Origin of the sequence: Rhodopirellula europaea 6C (assembly GCF_000338295.1) — a bacterium.
Classification (GTDB): domain Bacteria; phylum Planctomycetota; class Planctomycetia; order Pirellulales; family Pirellulaceae; genus Rhodopirellula; species Rhodopirellula europaea.
The window spans coordinates 36625-59663 of the sequence record NZ_ANMO01000118.1; the positions used below are offsets into that span (position 1 = coordinate 36625).

The 23039-nt window shown below is 56.7% G+C and carries 18 protein-coding genes and 1 tRNA gene; 11 read left to right on the plus strand and 8 right to left on the minus strand.

Features of this window, described 5'->3' with window-relative positions; all coding sequences use genetic code 11:
• Nucleotides 1–172: 172 nt before the first annotated feature.
• Nucleotides 173–1924, minus strand: a complete 1752-nt coding sequence (locus tag RE6C_RS12325) for a TIGR03545 family protein (protein ID WP_008656989.1) — start codon at nucleotides 1922–1924, stop codon at nucleotides 173–175.
• Nucleotides 1921–2892 (minus strand): DUF2062 domain-containing protein, encoded by a 972-nt coding sequence (locus RE6C_RS12330; RefSeq protein ID WP_008656991.1) that lies wholly within the window; start codon nucleotides 2890–2892, stop codon nucleotides 1921–1923. Before RE6C_RS12330 ends, RE6C_RS12325 begins: the two co-directional genes overlap by 4 nt.
• A 265-nt stretch (nucleotides 2893–3157) precedes the next feature.
• On the opposite strand from RE6C_RS12330, the gene RE6C_RS12335 reads away from it, so the two are divergent.
• From RE6C_RS12335 to RE6C_RS32460, 3 genes are read left to right on the plus strand one after another with little or no spacing between them, the layout of a single operon-like run.
• Nucleotides 3158–6439: a PSD1 and planctomycete cytochrome C domain-containing protein gene (locus tag RE6C_RS12335; RefSeq protein WP_008656993.1), complete on the plus strand. Its 3282-nt coding sequence runs from the start codon at nucleotides 3158–3160 to the stop codon at nucleotides 6437–6439.
• Nucleotides 6440–6457: 18 nt separating this feature from the next.
• A complete protein-coding gene (locus RE6C_RS12340) occupies nucleotides 6458–7870 on the plus strand; it encodes a DUF1501 domain-containing protein (protein ID WP_039961890.1) in 1413 nt (470 codons plus the stop codon).
• Nucleotides 7863–8852 carry a hypothetical protein gene (locus RE6C_RS32460; RefSeq protein ID WP_039961891.1) on the plus strand — a complete coding sequence of 330 codons (990 nt, stop codon included), beginning with the start codon at nucleotides 7863–7865 and terminating at the stop codon, nucleotides 8850–8852. The genes RE6C_RS12340 and RE6C_RS32460 overlap by 8 nt, the downstream gene beginning before the upstream one ends.
• 260 nt (nucleotides 8853–9112) lie before the next feature.
• Here RE6C_RS32460 and RE6C_RS12350 read toward each other — a convergent pair whose 3' ends face one another.
• The 3 genes from RE6C_RS12350 to RE6C_RS12360 form a co-directional block, all read right to left on the minus strand.
• Complete coding sequence (locus tag RE6C_RS12350; RefSeq protein WP_039961892.1) at nucleotides 9113–10945, minus strand: UbiD family decarboxylase; 1833 nt, start codon at nucleotides 10943–10945, stop codon at nucleotides 9113–9115.
• A gap of 105 nt (nucleotides 10946–11050) precedes the next feature.
• On the minus strand, nucleotides 11051–11317 hold the full coding sequence (locus RE6C_RS12355; protein ID WP_008656998.1) for a hypothetical protein: 267 nt from the start codon (nucleotides 11315–11317) through the stop codon (nucleotides 11051–11053).
• Nucleotides 11318–11508: 191 nt separating this feature from the next.
• Nucleotides 11509–13290, minus strand: coding sequence for a BBP7 family outer membrane beta-barrel protein (locus RE6C_RS12360; protein WP_236618158.1), 1782 nt, complete (start codon nucleotides 13288–13290; stop codon nucleotides 11509–11511).
• A gap of 366 nt (nucleotides 13291–13656) precedes the next feature.
• Between RE6C_RS12360 and RE6C_RS12365 the strand changes: the two genes are divergently transcribed.
• From RE6C_RS12365 to RE6C_RS12380, 3 genes are all read left to right on the plus strand, one after another.
• Complete coding sequence (locus RE6C_RS12365; RefSeq protein ID WP_039961893.1) at nucleotides 13657–14805, plus strand: linear amide C-N hydrolase; 1149 nt, start codon at nucleotides 13657–13659, stop codon at nucleotides 14803–14805.
• A gap of 315 nt (nucleotides 14806–15120) precedes the next feature.
• Nucleotides 15121–16125 (plus strand): DUF1559 domain-containing protein, encoded by a 1005-nt coding sequence (locus RE6C_RS12375; RefSeq protein WP_039961894.1) that lies wholly within the window; start codon nucleotides 15121–15123, stop codon nucleotides 16123–16125.
• 57 nt (nucleotides 16126–16182) lie between these two features.
• On the plus strand, nucleotides 16183–16689 hold the full coding sequence (locus RE6C_RS12380; RefSeq protein ID WP_007333407.1) for a carboxypeptidase-like regulatory domain-containing protein: 507 nt from the start codon (nucleotides 16183–16185) through the stop codon (nucleotides 16687–16689).
• 333 nt (nucleotides 16690–17022) lie between these two features.
• Here the strand turns inward: RE6C_RS12380 and hisS are convergent, their stop codons facing one another.
• On the minus strand, nucleotides 17023–18351 hold the full coding sequence (gene hisS, locus RE6C_RS12385; protein ID WP_008657005.1) for a histidine--tRNA ligase: 1329 nt from the start codon (nucleotides 18349–18351) through the stop codon (nucleotides 17023–17025).
• Nucleotides 18352–18465: 114 nt separating this feature from the next.
• Nucleotides 18466–18957: a YkgJ family cysteine cluster protein gene (locus tag RE6C_RS12390; RefSeq protein WP_007329341.1), complete on the minus strand. Its 492-nt coding sequence runs from the start codon at nucleotides 18955–18957 to the stop codon at nucleotides 18466–18468.
• Between the two features lie 65 nt (nucleotides 18958–19022).
• Between RE6C_RS12390 and RE6C_RS12395 the strand changes: the two genes are divergently transcribed.
• The 4 genes from RE6C_RS12395 (at nucleotide 19023) to RE6C_RS12415 (ending at nucleotide 21605) form a co-directional block, all read left to right on the plus strand.
• Nucleotides 19023–19910, plus strand: coding sequence for a formyltetrahydrofolate deformylase (locus RE6C_RS12395; RefSeq protein ID WP_008657006.1), 888 nt, complete (start codon nucleotides 19023–19025; stop codon nucleotides 19908–19910).
• 611 nt (nucleotides 19911–20521) lie between these two features.
• The gene (locus tag RE6C_RS12400; RefSeq protein WP_231846076.1) at nucleotides 20522–20809 is read left to right on the plus strand and encodes a hypothetical protein; all 288 of its coding nucleotides are present in this window, start codon (nucleotides 20522–20524) and stop codon (nucleotides 20807–20809) included.
• Between the two features lie 375 nt (nucleotides 20810–21184).
• Nucleotides 21185–21379, plus strand: coding sequence for a 30S ribosomal protein S21 (gene rpsU, locus RE6C_RS12410; protein ID WP_007338941.1), 195 nt, complete (start codon nucleotides 21185–21187; stop codon nucleotides 21377–21379).
• Nucleotides 21380–21531: 152 nt separating this feature from the next.
• Nucleotides 21532–21605, plus strand: a tRNA-Val gene (locus tag RE6C_RS12415).
• A 254-nt stretch (nucleotides 21606–21859) separates the two neighbouring features.
• Here the strand turns inward: RE6C_RS12415 and RE6C_RS12420 are convergent.
• Nucleotides 21860–22678: a 3-keto-disaccharide hydrolase gene (locus RE6C_RS12420; RefSeq protein ID WP_039961896.1), complete on the minus strand. Its 819-nt coding sequence runs from the start codon at nucleotides 22676–22678 to the stop codon at nucleotides 21860–21862.
• Between the two features lie 179 nt (nucleotides 22679–22857).
• Between RE6C_RS12420 and RE6C_RS12425 the strand changes: the two genes are divergently transcribed.
• Nucleotides 22858–23039, plus strand: a 182-nt coding sequence (locus RE6C_RS12425) for a DUF6793 family protein (protein WP_008657013.1), incomplete at its 3' end; no start/stop codon positions are given.

Sequence of the window (23039 nt, forward strand, 5' to 3'; positions counted from 1 at the left end):
ACCCACCTTCGGCCTTTGCCATCACGATCACGCTCGCGGCGTCATCGTCACTGAGGACGGAGCGAAAAATAAGTGACATAGGCTTCCAGCCTGTGATTGCGCCGAACACAGGCTGGATGCCTGTGCCTCACCTGCTGTCCGCTACTTATTCTTCGCTCGTTGCTTAGTCGAACTACCGCAAACTGGATCCAAACGCGGTCTTGAGCTTGCCAAGATACTGATCCGCTCCATTGATTTCGCTCAGAATTTTTCGGCTGAGATCTTCGACCGATTTGTCAGCCTTGGCCAACAACGTTTGAGCTTGGTTCTGTTGTGCGAGCATCCACTCGTTCAGCTCCAACATCTGCTCACGATGAGCCTCATCAACCTTGGCAGCAACCTTTGCTTTGGAAGCTTCCATTTGGCTGGCGATGGCCGTTTTAGCTGCGTCGTTGAAGACCTGCCCCAGGTTGGTGTTCAGCTTCAAATCCAAATCTTCCCAAGTTCCATTGAACTCGGCATCGATTTCAACGTGATCCACGTTGGCAAGCGATTGGTTCATCTGAATCGCCGCCGTCGAAGCTCCCGCGTCGCCTTTGACATCCAAACGCATGTTGACGCCGGTTTGCTTGCTGACCAAACGGCCTTCGAGATGTTCACCGCGGCTGCTCAACTGAACCCACACTTCGCGAACACCACCAGCGATTGCAACTCCGACGTCTTTACCGCGACCCAAGTGAATCGGGTCGGCATCCATTTGAGGCCAGTGAAGTGTCAGACGATCGAGTTGTTCGCCTTGTCGACGATCGCGAACGTAGTCGACGTCAACGGTCTCGGGACCTTCCAATCGCAAGCGAGCTCGCGTTGGATCAGCCAACAGCTCCGGAGTTGGTGTCATGTTCTCGACCACGCCGGTCAGTGTGAAGACTTTGCCATCAGCACGCATGGTGCCGCTGACGTCACAGTGACGGATCATCAATTCCGGACGACGGTTGCGTCCGAGGAAGTCGTAGTCTTCACCGCGAACTCGTTCGGTATCGGGTGCAACGACGGTGTAGTTGGCAAGCGTGCGACCGCTGTCGAGGTAATCACGCAATTGCGTGAGCGAACGTCGAATCTCGGCACTGACCAAATCGACGCCAAAGTTCTTTGACTCGCTCAGGTCGCCAGGCACAAACGCGTCGACCTTGTCGAGGTCGGCTTGCTTTGCCTTCTCCAACCGAGCCAAGTCGCTCTTCATTTGATCGGGCATCGCGTTCATTGCGTTGCGTAGCGAAATCAATTGCTCACGAGCGGCTTCCGATTCAGCCAACGTGCGTTGCAACTCCGGCCAATCTCGCAACGGGTTGTCGATGCCACTGGCTGCTTCACGAATGGTTTCGACTCGTTCTTCCAACTCTTTGGTTTGCTTCACCAAGCGCTCGTACTCGCTTTTCCAGCGACGACGAATTTCTTCGCCGGTGCGAACGGTTTCGAGATCCTTGCCCATCGCTTCCGCACGAGCACTCAGCCCGTTCGTTGCCGATGAAAGCAAGTTTCCGATCACGGACGGGCCGGACGCTTCCGTTTCGTCTGGCGTTTCTTCCAGGTGTCCGCTCGTTTCGCGAGTCGTTCCGATTTGCAAACCAGCGATACTGCCTTGTCGAATCACCCAGCGTCGACGAAGCAACGCATCGCCGTCGATGACCAAGTTCACCGAGTCCGCTTGGAAAGCGTTTCGGAATTCTTTGTCATCACGCGGATCAGCGACATGCACCGAATCGAACTGGATCTGAGGTGGGAACAACCCAACGCGAGTCGCACCGATATCGGCTCGGGCTCCCGTCGAGGCTTCCAACCCGCGAACCGTGATGTAGCTGGCCATCGGGCCGAGGCCCCAGAACAGCAGCATCAAGATGGTCGCGACAACGATAAGCCGTGTCAGTAAGAATCTCCAACGAATCATGCTGCATCCTTGTCTTGCGAATCGCGCAATTGACGAAGCAGATAACTGAGCGCTTCATCGATCTTGTGTTGGTCGTCGTTCGTAGTCAGGCCCGGGCGATTGGAATTGCCCGCTCCCGAGTTCCCCGATGCCACTGAATTTTCGTTCGACATCGATTGCGGATTGGATTCCGCATCGAGGACTTCGATATGAGTTGTGTTTTGTTTGGAGGAAACGTCGCCCGCGGGTGCGTCGATCGCAGCGGAGGCTCGTTTCGAATCGGCCCGTTCATCTCGGTACGGCGAGATCTTTGCCAGGACCGGTTCAGCAGCATCGACGCGGCGAAAATCAAACACGCGTCCGGAGCTTGCTTCGGCATCAAAGCCAACCGCATCGTCAGTCGACGAATCCGAAGCTCGCGCCGGTTCAGGCGTGAAGTGCGGCTCAGTGACTTTGGTGTGCGGAGCGTCGACGAAGTGTTGCTCTGTTTCTTTTGAACGTCGCTTGCGAGCGGGCGTCACAACAACATCGTCTTCCAGATCGTCGTCTTCTTTCCAGTTGCCCGACACTGCTTTGAACATCGGGTAAGAAATCGCGAAGGCAGGAACCAGCGAAATCAGTCCGATCAGAAAGCTGCCCATCACGACGGTGTTGTTCAGATCCGTCCAAGGCACCAGCGGATAGTCCCACGCTTGGGCCATCACGTCTGAGACGCCTTCTTGAGCGAAGAACCATTGTGCGAATTGATCTGAAATCGGGTCCAAGCGAGGTGCAACCATCGTCACCCCGATCGCGGTCAGAGCGACCATCGCGTGATTGACACGCAACATCAGGACTCCGAACACCAATGCAACTGCCAACAAGTTGCCGTGAGGGATCAGGCCGATGAGAAGACCCAACGCCAATCCCCAGGCGAGCTGAGAAGGATATTTCCTCCCCGCGATCGCTTTGCGAAGACTGCTGAGCAGCTTGATCGAAAACAGAATCATAAAACTCGGCCCACGCGGCTGATCGATGGATGTAACAACTGGAATCCTCGTCATCATCGGCATCTCGAGGACAACTATTTAGTACAACCGGCAAATTCGATGCTGCCAGACCAATCGGCCAATCACGCATCGCAACGCGTCAATGGGCGGCCCGCCTGATCGATGGACTCGTTTGAGTTTCACGCGAGTTCTTTCCCGCCTTTGATCGCGTGGGAGCTCACGGAACCAAGACGGTTTCGCTGATATCTTGAGTCGATCTGTTACAATGAGTTTCCCGCCCTCCTTCCTTCCCAACCTGCCATTCACCGTGGTTTCTGCATCCATGCATTTCCGATCGCTCCTTTTTGATTTTTTACGGTGGACGACCGTTTGTTTGCTCGGGCTAAGCGGCCCCTGGTTGCTGAACGCTTCCGCCGACGAACCTGAGATCTCTTTCAATCAAGACATCCGGTCGATCCTTTCCGAGAACTGCTACTTCTGTCACGGTCCGGATGAGAACAATCGCCAAGCCGGATTGCGGCTGGATGTTCGCGAGGAAGCAATCGACTACGCCGCGATTGTTCCCGAGGATGTCGATGGCAGCGAATTGGTCGCACGTATCGATCACGAAGATCCTGAACTGGTGATGCCACCACCGGATTCGCACAAAACGCTGACCGAAAAGCAAAAGGAATTGTTGAAAGCGTGGATCGCTCAGGGCGCCCCATACGAAGAACACTGGTCGTTCAGCCCGATTCGACGCCCCGATGTCCCGGATCTGACGAAGTGGGATGAAAACGTCGAAGGCAAGAACGTTCATCCGGTCGATGCTTTCGTGCGAGCCCGCCTGCTGGCGAAAGGTCACGATCTCTCCGGCCCCGCGCGACCGGACCGACTGCTTCGGCGAATGCACTTGGACTTGGTCGGGTTGCCGCCAACTTGGGAGGAAACGCAAGACTTCTTCTCTCGTACTCAAGAGATGCAGGCATCCGACGCTCGGTCATCTCTCATTGATCAGAAGCTGGATGAACTGTTCGAGAACCCGCATCACGGTGAACGCATGGCAGCGTTCTGGTTGGACCTGGTCCGATTCGCCGACACGGTGGGCTACCACGGCGACCAAAACCAACACATCTTCCCCTATCGCGATTGGGTGATCGAAGCCTTCCAAAACAACATGCCGTTTGACGAGTTCACGACGAAGCAGCTCGCCGGTGACCTGCTTCCCAACCCAAAGACGGATGACTTGATCGCGTCAGGGTTCAATCGTTTGAACATGGTCACTCGCGAAGGCGGTGCTCAACCCGGTGAGTACTTGTCCAAGTACGCGACCGACCGCGTTCGCACCGTCGGCATGGCTTGGATGGGGCTGACCACAGGATGCGCCGAATGCCACGATCACAAATTCGATCCGTTCACCGCGAAAGACTTCTATTCACTCGGAGCGTTCTTCGCTGATATCGAACAGTGGGGCGTCTACAGCGATTATGGCTACACGCCCAACCCTGACCTGAAGGGATACAACAATAACTTTCCGTTCCCACCAGAAATCGAGGTCACCAGCCCAGCGTTGCTGCGGGAGCAGACGCAAGCCAAACAAGAACTCATCGACCTGGCTCGCTTGCAATTGGCGGCCCTGTCCGACGACCAAAAGAATTCAGCGAATGATTGGCTGAACAACGTCAACGGCTGGCTCGAACGAGAAGCCAACGGATGGCAGTCGCTTCCGATGACTTCGGCCCCGCCAAAGGACAAAAACCTAAAAGCTTGGACTGCCGACAGCGAATCGATCTCGCTGGGATCACTGCCGCCTCAATCGATCCAAGTCAGCCTGCTGCCGGCGGCGAACCAGTCCCCTCAAAATGTCGAAGTCCGCTTCTACATCGAGGAGATCAAACCACCGGCAACGGACGACTCAGAGCCTGAAAAATCCAAGGACGAGAAAAAGGAAGAAGCGAAACCTAATCGCATAAACGTTGCCGTTTCCTTCGCACGAGCCAACCGCTGGTTGCCTTCGTTTTCCAGCACGGTGGCTCAGCAGAATGTCGCGTCACGCTGGTCCGTCCCGGCGACCGACGCTGCCGGGCGCGCGGTGAAGCAACGCCCGCATCAGTTCATGATCGATCAATCCAAACACGCCGACGATCCGATGCGAGCGGTGTTTGAACTGGCAGGACCGCTGCAATTGAAGGAAGGTCAATCCTTGGTCGCGGAGATCAAAGGGTTGGCTGGCGACACCGAGGTGACGTTCGAGGCATCGCCTCTGATCCGGATGCGGCCGTTTGATGCTGCGGAATTGGAAGCGATTCAAATCTGCGACTCGATCAGCCAACCCAACGCGTTGTTGAGCTGGATGATGTCCAACCCCAAACAAGCCAAAGATGCGGGTGCGATCAAACACTGGCGTGACCGCTATCTCGCCTGCCGCGACGGGCGAACTTGGACGATGGTCACGCAAGCAACCGAGCCAATGGAAATGCGAGTCTTGCCACGTGGCAATTGGCAAGACAAATCTGGCGACGTGGTTGAGCCAGCCACACCGGCTTTCCTCGGTAGCTATGGCACCGAGACTGCCAAAGAAGCAAACGCCAAAGACGCCGAAGCCAAACGTCTGACCCGCTTGGATCTGGCTCGTTGGATTGTGCATCGCGACAATCCGTTGACGGCCCGCGTTGTCGCGAACCGACTTTGGAAGCAATTCTTCGGCGTTGGATTGACCGCGGCAGTCGATGACTTGGGTGCTCAAGGCGATCCGCCATCGCATCCGGAACTGCTCGACTACCTCGCGATCGAACTGATCGATTCCGGTTGGGATCTGCAGCACGTGACTCGTTTGATTCTAACCAGCCGCACGTATCAGCAAGACAGTCGCGTTCGACCCGAGCTATTTGAGATCGACCCCGAGAACCGTTTGCTGTCCTATCACCCACCACGTCGTTTGGAAGCCGAGATCGTTCGCGACAACGCGTTGGCGGTTTCGGGGTTGCTGAACCTCGAGATCGGCGGCCCATCGGTCGAACCGTATCAGCCCGATGGCTACTACTCGAACTTGCAATTCCCCAATCGCAGCTACCGTTCGACAGCGGGTGACAATCAATACCGGCGCGGAATTTACATGCACTGGCAGCGAACGTTTTTGCACCCGATGCTCGCCAACTTTGACGCCCCCAGTCGCGAAGATTGCGTCGCGATTCGAGCCAACGCGAACACGCCTCAGCAAGCGTTGACGTTGCTCAATGATCCGACGTTCATCGAAGCGGCCAGCGAACTGGCGTGGAACATGATCGAGCAGAAGGAGTCGGACGAAACGCGATTGCGAACGATGGTTCGACGATCCCTTCAACGCGATGCGACCAGCGAAGAGATCGAACGACTCACGAACTTTTTGAACCAACAGCGTGAGCTATTCCTCGCCGACGAAGCTTTGTCGGTGCAACTAACCAGCATTGGCCAGTCCGCCACGCGCCACAACGAATCGCTTTCGCCAGCCGATCGCGCCGAGTGGGCCGCCTGGACCGCGACGGCCCGCATCGTTTTGAACCTGCACGAAACCATCACCCGCTACTAAGCCTCGCTAAAACACATCATGAATTCTTTCTCAACTATTCAGCGGCGTAGCTTTCTCAAGAGCGGCACGTACAGTGTCGGCATGGCCGCGCTGGGTTCGATGCTCGCTCGCGAAAGCCAAGCCAGCCAAACGGATACGCCCCAGCCACACTTTCCCGGCACGGCGAAAACGGTCATTCACCTTTGCATGGCTGGCGGCCCTAGCCACGTTGAATCACTCGACCCGAAACCGGAACTGGACAAGATCAACGACCAGCCGTTTCCGGCTTCGATGACCGATGGTCAACAACTCGCGCAGCTTCAAGGTTCGAAACTTGTCGCCCGCGGATCGTTTTGCAAATTCAAAAAGTGGGGCCAATCTGGTCTCGAAATCAGCGAACTGTTTCCGAACATCGGATCGGTTGCCGACGACCTGTGCATCATTCGCTCGATGCACACCGAGCAAATCAATCACGACCCGGCTCACGCGTTCATGAACACGGGATCGATCCAAAAAGGTCGTCCCAGCATGGGCTCGTGGTTCTTGTACGGCTTGGGTGCCGAAACCGATTCCCTGCCCGGCTTCATCGTCTTCACCAGCCAAGGCCGTCACGGGGCTCAACCGGTTTCGGCTCGTCAATGGAAAGCCGGTTTCCTTCCCAGTCGTTTCCAAGGCGTTCAGTTCCAATCGCGAGGCGACGCGGTCCACTATGTTCGTCCGCCCGGCGGCATCACCGACACGACTCAGCGAGCGACCATCGAAGCGGTCAACGCGTTCAACCAAGACCTGCTGGCCGATCGCGGCGATTCTGAAATCGCAACTCGGATCAGCCAATACGAAATGGCGTTTCGCATGCAAACGTCGGTGCCGGAACTCGCCGACATGTCCGATGAAACGCAAGAGACGTTGAACCTGTACGGAGTCACCAAGCCCGGCGATGGATCATTCGCCAGCAACTGCTTGATGGCTCGGCGGTTGGCTGAACGCGGCGTTCGGTTCATCCAGCTTTACCACCGTGCGTGGGATCACCACAGCAATCTGGAAGTCGGCATGAAGGACAGTGCCAAAGCGGTCGACCAAGCTTCCGCGGCATTGATTCAAGACCTGAAACGTCGCGGAATGCTCGACGACACGCTGGTCATCTGGGGCGGCGAGTTCGGACGAACTCCAATGAAACAAGGGTCCGGCCGTGACCACCACATCAACGCATTTTCGTTGTGGATGGCCGGTGGAGGCATCAAGGGCGGTATCTCCTATGGCAACTCAGACGAACTTGGCTATCGCTACTTGAAAGACGGCGAGGAAACCCACGTTCGCGATTTACATGCGACGATGTTGCACACCTGCGGACTGGATCACATGAAGTTATCAGCCAAGTACCAGGGGCTCGACGTACGTTTGACCGGGGTCGAACCCGCTCGTGTCTTGAAACCAATTCTGAAGAATGCTTGATCGGATGCTCCAAACTTTCGCGAATAGAAGACAGCGAACCCGTCCGCGGTTGTTCGCTTTGGCTTTGGCCAGCACGCTCGTTGTGCATGCCGGATCGGCAAACGCCGAAGACGACAACGCGTTGTTTCATCAAATGCGCAGTGGCGGCATCGGATTGACCGACGATGTCACGACAAAGATCCCGAGTCTCGCGTTCATTGATTCCTCCGGTGAACCAGTTGACTCCGCGAAAGTCAAAAAGCAGTTGGACACGCTGGCTCGTGCCGGCGGCATCCAACGTTTCATTCGCGACTCCGTGGTGGCTCCCATCGCAATCGACATGGATTCAATTACGAATCCAGACGGTCAACGAATTGGACACCTGCTCGACGTCGCGTTTGTTGTGCACGCACCGCTTGATTTGATCGAAGATTCCGACACACTTCAATCGTTACTGGGTGTCAGCAACGAAGCCGATGACACTGACGAAGCGACTGAAAAAGAAGAAGCCGGCGAGGCGAACAAGGTCACCGCGGAGGAACTTTCCCAACTCGGCATCACTCTCGACGCGGAATCGGAATCGTTTGGCCGGGTCAGCTTCCCGTTGCTTGATCGAGTCCTGATCAAAGGCGTGATCCACGCGGAAACCGAACGACGCATCGAAGGTTCACCGAATGATTTCGTAACCGTCGCATGGCAAATGGATCCGCGTTTTGATAATTCCTGGAGCCCGATTGAACGAAACGATTTGGGCGAGGAAGTCACCGGCGACGCGAAACCGTATCGAGGGCTTGGTGGCTTGATCACCGCCACGCGATTACCGACCGACATCGCGGGATCCGATACCGACGCAACGGTCGTGCAAGCCAAATTGGTCGTTCATGAACCGGTTGATTGGTTCGGAGGTCGCAACCAATTACGAAGCAAACTTCCGCTGATAATCCAAGACCGAGTGCGTGACCTAAGGAGGAAACTCGCGGAAGTTCACGACGCGTCACGTTGAGCGATCCTTCGCCCAAAGTAGCGGCAGGGCGTGAGCCCTCCGGTTCCTCACCGGGCGGATCGCGCCGCACCGATAACTGCGTGAGACCTTGCTAACGCTGCAGGTTGTGATTGGGGGCTCCGTAGGCCAGGTCATTACCTGGCGTCTCAACCGATGCTTTGGAATAAAGCGAGTCGCCCGGCAACGAATCTGAAGTTCATAATTGAACCGCACGTCACCCCGCCTAAGTCAAACTGGCCGACAAGGGATCTTCAACACAATCACAAGTACTTGGCCAGCTCTTCGCCGCGGGTGGCTCTTGCGTCGACCTTGGCGGTCACTTCAGCGTCTTCCACGAGTGGCGGGGCATGATGCGGTTTGACTCGTGCATCGATGATCAGCGGTCCGCGGCATCCCCAATGCTTGGCCACAACTTGCACTCCGACACCGTCGACATCAATCGCTGGGTTGCTGCGTGTGAACGTCAACCACAACCAATTGTTCAGCGTTGCTGTCGCGAACTCAGAATCGTCACACAAAGTGAACAACGGAACGCTTTCTAGATTTGGCTGGTTTGCCAAGTGCTCAGTGAGACGTTGAACGTCTTCACGTGACGCGTCGCCGCCGTACTTGGGCGCTTTCACCGCGATCACTCCGGGCATCACCAACTTCGGTTCTGAAATGCCATCCGGCAGACTAAGACCAGATGGTATCTCCGTCGCGAGTTCTCGAATCGGTTGGCCCGTCGCCGCGACGACCACTTTGGAACCTTGGTTCAATCCCGTGCCGCTGTAGTCGAGCGTGTCGATCGTCGTCTTGGTGTGGAAATGCAAATCGCGACGCCAATCGACTCGGCGAAGGATGTGCTGCATGAATTTGCCAATGTCATGGATCTTGATCGAATCATCTGGGTCGTCGGTGATCCACAAATACTTCGCCAGCGACAATTGCCCGTTGCCCAAAATCGCATTGGCCTGCGTCAGCAACTCCTGCGGCTCTTTGGCTTTCAAGTACGGCATGTAACGTTCGCTGCCGATCGCCAACAACAACGGATGAACGCCGGCGGCATCAACCGCGTGGACGCCTTTCACTCCGGGGATGACCGTTGGAATGATCGGGTCCGTCAGTTCGTGAATCAATTGCCCGAACGTAGTGTCCTCTTGCGGAGGCCGGCCAACGACGGTGAACGGCCAAATCGCGTCTTTGCGATGCCAGACATGTTCCACCTTCATGAACGGGAACGGGTGCTGCAGTGAGTAGTAACCCAAGTGATCGCCAAAGGGTCCTTCGGGCATCGTCGCGGTCGGATCGACTCGTCCCACGATCGCGAAATCAGCGTCGGCGTAAACCGGCGCATGGGAACCGCGAATCATGCGGACTCGGCGGCCCGACAGAGCACCGGCGAAGGTCAGCTCAGTCAGTCCTTCGGGAAGCGGCATCACTGCAGCCAGACTCATCGCCGGTGAACCGCCCACCGTGATCGCGACTTGCAATGATTCATCGCGATCCATGGCGGCACGGTGGTGCACTCCGATGCCACGGTGAATTTGATAGTGCAATCCGACTTGGTTCTCGGGGTCGTATTCATTGCCTGCCAGCTGAACGCGGTACATGCCCAAGTTGACTCGCATCAGGTTCTCGGGCGCCGCCGGGTCCGCCGACAGCACTTGTGGCAATGTCACAAAGGAACCGCCATCCATCGGCCATGACTTCAGCGCCGGCAACTCACTCAATCGACACTGGTTCGCTTGGACGGCACCACTTCGAGTGAATCGCGGCAGCATCGTCAGCGCCGTCATCGGCACGCCCGCGTATCGCATCGGGCTTTTGGGCAACGCCGACGGATCCAGTTTGACCTCAATCAATCGACGCACACGTTCTAGCGTGTCACGGAACAAATAGCGGGCTTGGTCCAACGACGCGAACAGGTTCGACGCCATCGGAAATTTGCAGCCGCGGACATTGGTGAACAAGATCGCTGGTCCACCTCGCAGATACACGCGACGTTGGATCTCAGCCATTTCCAGAGTTGGATCGACTTCGTCATCGACCGTGATCAGTCGACCTCCGGCGCGCAGATCCTCCACGACGTCTCGGGTGCTTCGATGTTTCAACGCGAAAACTTTCAGACGAGAACCAGGAATCCGATCGATTGACCGCCAAGCCAGCCGAGTTCACAACGGGTCGGCGAGCGAGATTCTTCGATCGAATTCAACCGATCATTTGAATTCGTCTTCGAACGCAGCGAAGTCGTCGCCACCCTCGGCCACAAATTCTCCACCTCCGAAATCATCGCCTTCCGCGGGAACGGCTTCGAATTCGTCGCCTTCGACGACCTCGATCTCTTCGCCGTCCGCCATCATCTCTTCCTCACCGGCGGGAACCACCGCTGCGGCAGGTCGAGGCTTGCGGTTTTTGAATCCGACCACGACCACTGCCAGAATCATCGTGAGCAAGAAAACGACCCAGCAAATGAAATAGATCATGGGAGACAGGTCAGCCGGAAAAAGTGAAGGTCGTGGGGCGAATCGAGAAAGACGCCCCACATCCTAATTGCCACTGGTCGAGTCGGCAAATTCGGCTCCGGCAATCTGCTGAAGCCGCTTTTTCCCGTACTATCTCGCCCACATTCCGGCCAATCGCTGATCCCGATGCGGCCCCCAACCGGGGAATTCGCTCAGCGGGTGTAGCTCAGACCAAAATGGATGCCTTGCACGTAAAACGTGCTGTCTCGCATCGATGGTGCGGGAAGGTTGTTGTTGGCGTCGTTGATGTTTCGATCAAAGATGCCAGAGACCTGAATCGCATCGGACATGGCCATCAAGTGGTAACCGATCGTGACGTCGAAGTGGTTGAATCGGTGCCATCCCAGGTTCACGTCCAGCTCAGGGACCCAACCGAACGTGTCGCTGGTGAAGGTGCCTTCGTTGGTGTCCGGATCGACGAACAGTCCGCCGTCTTGCGGGGTGTCCGGAGGCCCAACCGTTGTGCTGCCTTGACGATCCGCCGTGCGACGAACGTTGCCGAACGCGGCCTTGGCCAACCAGTTGAAGCTCCAGCAACCTTCGCGGTAGCGACCGGCCAAACCAAATTGGGCTCCGTGGAATTCGTTGGTCGCTTCGAAGGAATCACGAATCGAGATGTAGTTGCCCGCGTCGGTTCCTTCGGTCAGCGTTGAACTGGATGAGATGTTCAGTCCCTCGGACAATCGCATGTACTGGTAACCATACAAAACGTCGAAGGTCGTTCCCAAACCGCCTCGCCAAAATTGACGCACCGAGATATCACCGCCGTGCAGTTCGCTGTAAGCATCCACGCCGACCGCACCAAAGCGACCATTGATGGCGGGATCCACCGGTGCATTCGGGAAGACGACCACGTTGGAATCTTCCGCGTCTGTTGCGACGTTGAAGAACGGAATCGCGAGCACATCGAAGTTTCTTTGGTCAGCACTGAAGCTGTAGTTTTCATCGCCAGCGACCCAGCCCCGGAAAACCAGGCTGCGGCATTGATGGTTGTCCAACCACAAGCCAAGCGTCAAACGACCGCCGGCCGTTGCATCTTTCAACACGCTGTCGTCGCCAGCCAAGACCGTGCCCGTATCCAGTGATCCGGTGTCCGGTGCCGTGTCGGTTGTGACCAAAGCTGGCAATCGATCGCCTTTGCGGAACATGATCATCAACTCAGCCGATCCAAACCAACGATTGGGATCAACACAGATCGCTCCGGCAGGACCGCACGAAGGCCCACACATTCCATCGCAGCCGCCGTAGCCGCAACTGTCGCAGCCATACGATTCGAATCCGCACCCTGGACCTTCCAGTCCACAGCCCACGTCGAATCCGCACCCGCAACCTTCGATTCCACAACCGGGCCCTTCCATGCCGCATCCCGGCCCATGGAAGTTCATCGATGTGCCTGAGCCGACGATGGTTTCACCGGCAAATGTCGGATGTTCCATGATGGCAACCGAGCCAGATGTCTTTTGCAGCACGCGGCCTCGGTGACTCGATCCGGTCGACTGGATGATGCGAACCCCTTCCCTCGGAACGCCATGGGCACCGGAGGAAGGATGAACCGACATGGCCGAAACAGGCCGAACGATTTGTGCGTTGGAAGGCTGCGAGTTTGAGCCCACAACTTCGCCCAGTTTTCGCAGTCGCAAACCGCCCGGTTCGTCCATGACTTGCAGGCCGTCAACTTCCGCGTCGGAGGTGACTTCCATGTCGTCATAAACGACTTCGTCGATTTGAATGCGGCTGAGTTGCGGCGAAGAATCGGGATACAATTCCCAATCGCCCGTTGTCTTCTCAGCAGCACTTCCAGGTGCTTGATACGTTCCGCGGTCCGGCTTTTTGACACGGACCTGAGCTGCCAATGGTGAACACGCCAGGCATGCCACAAGGACAGCACAGTTTTTCGCAAACCGGGGAAGTCGGCGCCAGATCAAAGAGTTCATGGGGTGTTTCGCTTGGATTCAATCGTCGGGGGTAGTCGCGAATCGGAGTGACCGGCGGGCTCGGAGCGTGCTTTCCACACGCGACCTCGCGCAACACCAGATGCCACGTGAACTGGTATCGGATGGGATGATCGTGACGGTTGAGCCGTTTTGGCAAACTTTGCGGGTTAGGCCGCGGTTAAGGCTGAACCGCAGTTTCACGCTGGCCGTGTTTCACGGTTGTCATTGAGGTCGATATCGGCACCGGCAAAACGAAATCGGCTTTCGCTCATCGAATTTGCTACGATGAATTCGCGAACGAGGCGTCCTGCAATGGCCTTCACGTTCGCTCTTGTCGCCGCCCACTCACTGCCGGAGTCCACGCTCATGCGTTTGCGCCGAAACAGCCATTCCACCCGACGAATTCATTCCGTCTCCGGACTCGGCCTCGCATTGCTTGCCGCGATGGTTGGTGCTTTCACCATCACGACAATCCGGCCCGCTACCGCGTGCACCGTGATGCGGATGACCATCCAGGGACAATTGGTGATCGCCCGAAATCACGATTGGCCGTTTGGCGAAGCACTCGTGATCACCAACCATCGTGGCATCGAGAAAACATCGCTTGCGCCGATCAAACCCGCGACCTGGGTATCCAAATACGGCAGCGTTTCGTTTTGCCAGTTCGGCCGCGAAATTCCGTTTGCTGGGATGAACGAAAAAGGACTGACGGTTGATTTGTTGCATTTGCCTGGAGCCACCTTTCCGGATCCTGTTGCGGTGGAAGCCGATCCAAACCTCACGGCGGTCAACGCGATTCAGTGGGTTCAGTACCAACTCGACACCGCCGAAACCGTCGCGGAAGTCGTCGACAGTCTTTCCACCATCGTGCCGATTCCAATGCTGCCGAAGGTCGAAACCGTTCACTACTTCGTCACCGATGCGACAGGCGATGTTGCTGTGGTCGAGTTCATCGACGGCAAAGCGGTGGTCCGACACGGCGACCAATACCGCCTGGACGACGGAAAGCCAAAGACTCACGCGTGCGTGTTGGCCAATTCGTCCTGGGAAGATTCGCAAACGGAACTGCTGAACAACTCCAGCCGAATGCGTTACGGCCGTGGAGTCCGCTTGGTCGAAATGGCAAATGACATCGGCTCCAAAACGGCTCCCGTCGATTACGCCACTCGATGTTTGCAAATGGTCGCCCAAGGGCCGCTGACTCAGTGGAACTTGATCTACCAACCCGAAGAGCGTCGGATCCACTTCCGCACACAAAGCTCGCCACAACGGCGATGGATCGACCTGGATGATCTGTCTTTCGATCCGGAGCAGACTCCTCAGGCGATCGACATTGATCGCAACATCGATGGAAACGTGGCGTCGCACATGCAATCGGTCACCGATGCGGACAACGAACGCATCGTCAACCATGCGTTTGACCATTTCGTTCCCGCTGGTCTGCCCAGCCTGATGATCAAACAGCTTCTACTGGACTATCCGAACAAGTTTCGATCGGCTCAAACCGCTCCCTGAATCTGGGTTGCGCGTCGGGAAACTAGCTTTCTCGAAAAATTCTTTTGAGGAACGGAACCCCCTCCACGGGGAGACTATCCGCTTCTATGAAGCTGAGCGGAACGTTAGACGGACCAGAAAGCGTCGCTCAAGCACGCAATTTTCCCGCTGCGCAGCGAACGACGAACGCTCATTTCTGTTCACCAAACCTTCACTTTGAGCTTCGCTGTTTCTTCACATTTGTTTCCTAGAGTCCCGCCCAAATCACTGACGGCGGCAAATCAGCGATGACGCTTTCCGCCGTTCTCACCCCACATAATTCGCTGGAAGAAACGAATGACCTGCCTGACGACCCAATCGAGTCGCCGAACCTCTGCCCACCAGTGCTCCGCTCCGATCACCAAGCGTTCCGCCACATCAACTCGCGGATTCACGCTGGTCGAGTTGTTGGTTGTGATCGCCATCATCGGCGTCCTGGTTGGACTTCTGCTGCCGGCGGTTCAGTCCGCTCGCGAAGCCGCACGTCGCATGCAATGCAGTAACAACCTCAAACAAATTGGCTTGGGACTTCACGTTTATCACGACACATTCAATAAGTTCCCCTACGGCTGGGACAACCGCGGCATGACCTGGAGCGGTCACATCTTGCCGCAGATCGAACAAGCCAACCTGTACCAAACCCTGATCTTCCAAGAGTCGGGGCTTGGCAACTGGGCGACCGACGATGGCCCCAACGAAGAGGCCTGCGAAACGGTCATCCCGACCTATCGTTGCCCCAGCATGGCGCTGCCATTGCACATGGATTACAACGGAATCCCACAACGCGTGCCCGCCAGCTACCGCGGCGTTGCCGGAACCTTGGCAACCTCCGACGACACTAGCACCGCACTACCCGACACGATTTCATTGGAAAGCTTGGATCAAGACGGCATCTTCTATGCCTGCAGCAAAACCAAGTTCCGTGACATCCTGGACGGAACGTCCAACACGATCATGATCGGCGAAAGCTACAACAACCCGAAGTTCGTCAAAGACGGCCAGGGCATGGACTACTGGTATATCGGTGCTCCACAAACCGATCCTTGCCGTTGCGACGGCGGAACTGGCGGAACGGAATTCTCCGAAGTCGCTGGCGTTACGATCACTCCGGTCAACGCTGTCATCCGTGCTCCACTGATGAGCGGTCGATTGATGGAACTGTCTTTCGGCAGCTACCACATTGGTGGTGCTCACTTCCTGAAATGCGATGGCTCGGTGACCTTCTTGACCGAATCGCTGGCCGAAGACGTCTACGATGCCCTGGGCTCACGTGACGGCGGCGAGATCCCCAGCGAACTCTGATTCGCAGTTCGCCCATCACATTCCATCCGACAACACATTGAACTTTCAATCATGGCTATGAACTCAGCAATCCAACGAGCGATGGCGCTGACATTGGTCGCCTGCCTCGCACTCACCTTGGCAACCAGCACGGGTTGCGGACCAAGTGCCCAAGCAGACTACGCATCGATCGGCTTGGTCCCGATCACCGGGAACGTCACCTTAGACGGCCAACCTCTCGAAGGAGCCGTGGTGATGTTCGAGTCGCCCGACACGACGTTCTGCTATGGAACGACGGACGCGGAAGGCAACTACGAGATCAAATTCAACAGCGAAGTGATGGGCGTTCCTCCGGGAGAAAAAGTCGTGCGAATCAGCACCACCGCCTCGACCGGTGAAGTTGACACGGAAGGCGCTGATGAAGATGACGATGACGCCGCGGCTCGACGCAAAAAGAAGAAGAAACGCAATCCGAACGAGCAGGTCCCTGAAGCCTACAACGAGAATTCGCAAATCAAAGCCACCGTCAGCGACAGCCAAACCGTTTACGACTTCGCACTGAAGTCCGACGGCTCACCGCTTTAAGGTCCACGTGACGTAGCGGAAGGGCGCGAGCCCTCCGGTTCCTCACCGGGCGGCTTGCGCCACACCGCTAACATCGCCACTTGTTGTTCACGCGTTGCTAAGGATTCGCCCGGTCAGCCGCCAGCTGGTTAACGGGCTGTTGATTGAGTCGTATACCGAATGACAACAATTAGCCGATGGGCGTTAGCCCCGGTTGGCGTCTGATAACCGCCGCTAACACGGTACGGCTCATTAAATCAACCTCAACAACAACGGGTGCTTCCTAAAGGGAGCACCCGTTGTTCGTGCGCCGAAATGATACGGCGTCGTCCTGATCGACCGTGCAAAAGCGGCCTACGAAGTTGCCGCTTGGATCGCTTCGATCAACGATTGCGGCGAATCGTGTGAGTAAGCCACGTCTTGCGACTCTTTGGTTGATAGCGTTTTGACTTGCACCGTGCCGGCTTCCCATTCGTTGCCGCCCGCGATGAGAGCGACGGCGAAACCTTGTGAGTCGGCGTACTTGAGTTGCTGTCCCAGCTTCTTGGGTTCCGGATAAACTTCGGTGCCAATTCCAGCATCGCGAAGCTGCGAGGCCAACTTCAAATAGTCATCCCGGTGTCCCTTGTCGAAGAACGGAACGAACACCGCACAGGGTTTGCTGACACCCGACAATCGACCGAGGCTTTCCAGCGCGGCGAGCAATCGGTCCAGACCCAGCGACGCACCAATGCCAGGCAGATGTTGCTTGGTGTACAGCCCCGCCAAGTTGTCGTAGCGGCCACCGCTGCAAACGCTGCCGATGCCGGGCAATTCGTCCAGCGTCGTTTCAAAGATGACTCCGGTGTAGTAGTCCAACCCGCGAGCGATCGAGACATCGATCTTCAAACGGTCCGGGCTGACTCCGGACGCCAAGGCACCACGATAAATTTGGGTCAAACGTTCGATGCCTGCCGCGGCGGTTTCATTGCCACCGGTGATCTCGGGCAGCGATGCCAAGATGGACTCCGCGTCGCCGTCGCACTCTGCCAATCGCAACACCGCGTCAGCTTGCTCGGCCGTCACACCAGCGGATTCGACCATCTCATTGGCCGTTTTTTCGCGGCCGATCTTTCCGAGCTTGTCGAGACTTCGCAGCACCGGTGTCGTTTTGTCGGCCAATCCCAACGATTCCAACAACCCGGTCAAGATCGCCCGGTTGTTGATGCTGATCGTGAACGCATCGATCCCGATCGCTCGCAACAACGCATCGATCACGCAGACCGCTTCGATGTCCGCCAGTTCCGATGTGGTGCCAATCGTGTCAAAGTCACACTGCACAAATTCGCGGTACCGGCCTTCTTGTGGTTTCTCACCACGCCACACCGGAGCGATGTGATAACGCTTGAATGGCGTCCCCAACGTGCCAATGTGCTGCGCGGCAAAGCGAGCCAATGGCACCGTCAGGTCAAACCGCATGCCGACGGGGCGACCGCCGTTGTCTTCAAACGAGTAAAGCTGCCGATCGGTTTCGTCGCTGCCTTTGCCGGTCAAAATTTCCAGGTGTTCGAGCGTCGGTGTGTCGATCGGTGCGAACCCAAAACTGCGAAACACTTCGCGAGCGGTTTGCATCAATTGTTCCCGCGGAATCATCGCGGCGGGCAAGTAGTCGCGGAATCCCTTCAGCGTGCGAGGTTGGATCATGGAGGTCGGTGAGGGGTGAATGGGAAGAAGGAAAGTGGAGGGTGTGAGTCGTAGCGGAAGTCGCCAAGACTTTCGGTTGGCATCCAAGTCTGCCAAAACTCTTGACAAGGTCCGCTACCCAACGACCGGCAATCCAGTCGGGCGTCGACTGCGGATCGAATCGATGTCCCGGTCGGCTCCTTCGGGGAATTGCGGCCCGAACAAAGCGTCGGCGTACTCGTCAATCTGCTCAGGCGTTTCGAAGTACTTCTCGTAGCACCAATCGTCCTCGAACTCACACTCCTTCGTCGTGTACTCACGACAAATTTGAGGCCGGGTTTCGTAGATGCCGCACCGATGATCGTCTTGCAAATGCTTGCACGTCGTGTGAACGAGCAAATACCAAGTGTCTTCGTCGACAAACACGGTGGCTCGATCGTGCAGCAGATACCACCGCATAAAGTCAAAATCTTTTCGTGTCACCGGTTCGTCGATCGGCAGCGCGAAGTACTTGCAGCACTTGGCCGTGCAGTGATCACACAGATTCGCGTCGGCGGGAAAGTCCGATCGGCGACGGCCATTGACCGAGGGCGGCGTGGCGACAGGCAACTTGGATGCGGTGGGCATGATTGGGTCGAATGTGATAATTTGCGAATTCGTCGGGCCAACAGTTTCCTCGCAAAAGCCTCCACATGGAAGTCGTCATCACCGCCCTTGGTCCGGATCACTCCGGTTTGGCCGATCCGATCATTCACCACGTCACCGCACGAGGGGCTCGGATTTCCGAAATCCAGATGTACGACCACGACGAGGAAGAGCTCTTCGCGATGCTCTGCCGACTGCAGTTCGATGCGGGTGCCGATCCAGCAGAACTGCTCGGGCAATTGCAGGACGAGATGAAACAGATCGGCGAGCACACTGGGTTGTCGATCCGGGCCTGGAGTCCCGATGCTCGTGCGAACCGGCCACGTTTGGCGGTCGCGTGCACCTATGTCGAACACACTCCGCGAGCGGTATTGGAAGCTGTTTCCTCGGGTCAAATCGCCGCGGAAGTGCCGGTGATCATCTCCAACCGGAAGAAGTTGGGGTTTCTGGCCGATGAGTTCGACTGTGATTTCCGGATGATCGGCGATGGCACCGGAGCGGTCGATGACGCGGCCCTGTTGGCGACGCTGGATGAATATGACATCGATTATCTCATTCTGGCTCGCTACATGCGAATCCTTCCCGCCGATGCGTGCTGGCAATTCGCGGGCGGCCGAATCATCAACTTGCATCATGGATTGCTGCCAGGCTTCCCTGGATTCCGCCCGTACCATGACGCCCACAATGTCCGAATGCTGACGTTTGGTGCGACGTGCCACTTCATCATTCCCGAGCTCGACGCGGGAAATCAAACGATCAACCAGCGAACTTTTTCCGTGGCACCCGGCACGCCACTCGAAGAGATCATCGCCCAAGGCGAATCAGAAAACGAACCAGCCTGTTTGGTCGAAGGCGTCCGACGCGTCGTCGACCGAGAGGTCCACCTGCACTTCCATCGAGTCGTGCCCCGCAAAGATCTCGCCGGCACCAAGTGACCCCATCAGCCGAACGCCGTTAGGCCCGGTTCTCAACAAGCGGGATTCTCACCACACAAAAACCGGTGCTAACGCACGGCGGCGAATACTTCCAGACTCAGCGAACGATCTCCTCTACCTCCAGCGTCCCGCACCAATCAGCCGCCGGCCGTTAGGCCCGGTTCCCATCACACGGAATTCTCGCCACGCAGAAACCGGTGCTAACGCACACCGGCTAATAAATTCAGTTGTCGCGCCCCATCAACCGCGTTCAAACATCCCTCGGCCTGACCTCCGCATCTCGCTCTATTCCGGCCGAACTTTCAATTAGCGTTTCAGTCGCGGTTTTTCGTCCAACAACGGGCTCAATCCGTCTGACCGACCGGAGTCGCTCCCCCCATCTAATCGCGCAAGTCTGCCGCAACGCTTGCAATGGGAATGAATTTCAATTGGGTTGGCCGCACGACCGGACCTGAACCAATTCGTCCCCAAGATTTTCCGCGTGGCGGGTCGATACCCACGGCGTCTGATGCACGCAGTGACCAGATGGCCTCGTTTCTCGAGGAAATTTGCCATGTCGAGGCGGCGTGGCACCATCGGCAGCAGACCTCCCGCTGGACGAAAGGATGTTGATGATCGGGTACTCCCTCGAAACGATCGATTTGCCGCAACTGCGTCGCCAAGTCGAAGACAAACTGTGCGATCTGGGCCAACTTGAACCCCATCAGTTCCCGCTGACTCAGCGGGAAGTGGTTCGACGGGGAGCAACCTGCGGACTCTATTTTTGTCTGCATGGCCCCCGAAGCGTGAAGCTGACCGCGATCGCCGACCTCAAAACCCAATCGCTCGTCTACTACGGCGTCGACGGGGTCCGTTGCGAAACAGTTCCGATGGAAAACCTCACGCGGGCCGCCGCCTGAATCCGATAGATCAACTTCTTGCGAGTCACCTGGCAAGGGAAAACCGACGCCGGTGGAGCTGATCCGGCACCCGCGAAGCGAATTCAATCACGTCGTGGCGGACCATGCATCCGTGCCTCGACGAATGCAAAACGCCCAAGTTCACACGCGAAGTGAAATTGCGTTTTGGATCAAGATTGAAAGCGGCGTTTTCGCCATAAAACGACTGTATTTTCCGTTTCCTCGGTTGTGGGGGGCGGTGTTAGGTCGTTATGATTCGCGGCCTTCACCGCGACGGGTTTGGCATTTGCTGCGCTCGGACGCGACACTTCATTCCTCGACTTGGAGGATTTGGACCATGCAAACGATTGAATTGAAAGGGTTTACGGAGCGGCAATGGTAAAGTTATTGGTGCGTGATCGGGAAACGATTCAGGAGGCAGTACGCCGGTTTAGAAAATTGGTCGAGCGAAGCGGTATCAAGAAAGAAATGCGTCGCCGCGAGTTCTACGAAAAGCCGAGCGAAACCAATCGCCGTGCCCGCCTGCGTGCCGAACGCCGCAACAAACGCACCCGCATGTTGTCCCGCTGATTTTCGATTGCACGGCAACTTTGATCGTGCAGTGGAAGCCATCAGCCCCAAGTCGTTCCGTTTCAATTGAAACGGAACCTGCCCGAAGGGCAGACACCAGGTCTCTCAAAAGACCGGAAACAAAACAAAAGAAGAGTCCATGACTTTTCGACGGGCGATTAGCTCAGTTGGCTAGAGCGTCTCGTTTACACCGAGAATGTCGGGGGTTCGAGTCCCTCATCGCCCATCAAGCTCCGCTTTTCAGCGGAGCTTTTTTCATGCGCCGACAGCGCCCGCCTCCTCCACAAGGTGCAACCCACCGTTTGTAGGCCAGGTCCCACCTGGCGAGGGTGACTGGCCGATCAAATTCCCATGTGAATGTCACGTGGAATGGCGCAGACGCCTCGCTTTGTTCCAAAGCATTGCCGTGGTTGCCAGGTGAAACCTGGCCTACATCTCCCTTGGATCGTGCCATTGAGGTGCTTCGGCAACACCGTTTCCCTACCGCGACCGTGCCGCCTCTAGCATCGCTTGCACACGCTGCTGTTCCTTGGCCAATGCTCCCGGCGGGATCGACATGGGTTCAAAATCAGGCGATGGATTGACCGGCTCGTCACTTGGAATCTCGCGCAAACGCAAATTGCGATACCAAACCGGCTGACCGTGATCCTGCAGCCACAGCTCGCCACCGCGACCGGTGAGATCTCCGCCGCGGATCGTCAGCAGCTTCACCATCTCGGCCCACTTTGGATCGGTGTAGTCAAAGTCCAGAACCTTTTGACCGTTGAGCCAATGCTGAATCACCGTTCCTTTGCAGACCACTCTTCCGGAATTCCACTCGCCCACGGGACGCGTTGCATCTTTCGACGGGGCCGTGCAAAAGAACAACGAAGCCGCAGATTGCCGCGGGTTTTCTCCGTACGGACTGCCCACGTTGTCGAGCACCTGATACTCGACTTGACCGGGCCGGTAATAAACGCCGCTGTTGCAACCCTTGGACACCTTCCATTCGAACCGAAGCTCAAAGTCATCCGGAACAAGCGTGCGTTTGTAAGTGAGAGAACCACCGCCGGCGGCACGAAAAAACGCCCCGTCTTCGATTCGCCAATTCCCACCGTGCTCCCAGCCGTCAAAGGATTTGCCATCAAACAGCTCGACAAAATCTGGAGCAGCGTCGGATTGCTCGGCAGAAGGAACAGCCTCCGTAGCGGCCCCAACGTTGTCTGCGGCATTCACAAGGCAGCACGCCAGAACGCTCGCGGCACCCAACACGGCACCGATCAAATGAAATTTCCGACCGGGCAGACACCAGCACTTCATCGCAAAACCTTGGCTACAAAGGGAGATTCCAATACGGCGCCCACTCTATCAGCCCTCAGCGGTGACGAGAAGCAAAACGCCTCAAGGACCTACAGCCCGGTGGCGGCGTGGACTAGGATGTAGGACCAGCAAGCGCATGCTGCGTCGCGGCTCTTCTTCCTCCAACGAACGTTTCCACCATGCCTTTGTTTGAAATCGAAACGGACGCCCACATCATCATCACTTGGGCCGAAAACGAAGACGACGCTCGCGAAGTCGTCGACGACGCCTACCCCGAAGATGAACTGATGCGTTTGACCAAACGCCCTCGTGATTCTTGGGTGATCAGCAAAGGTGCTCTCGGCCTAACAGACCGCACACT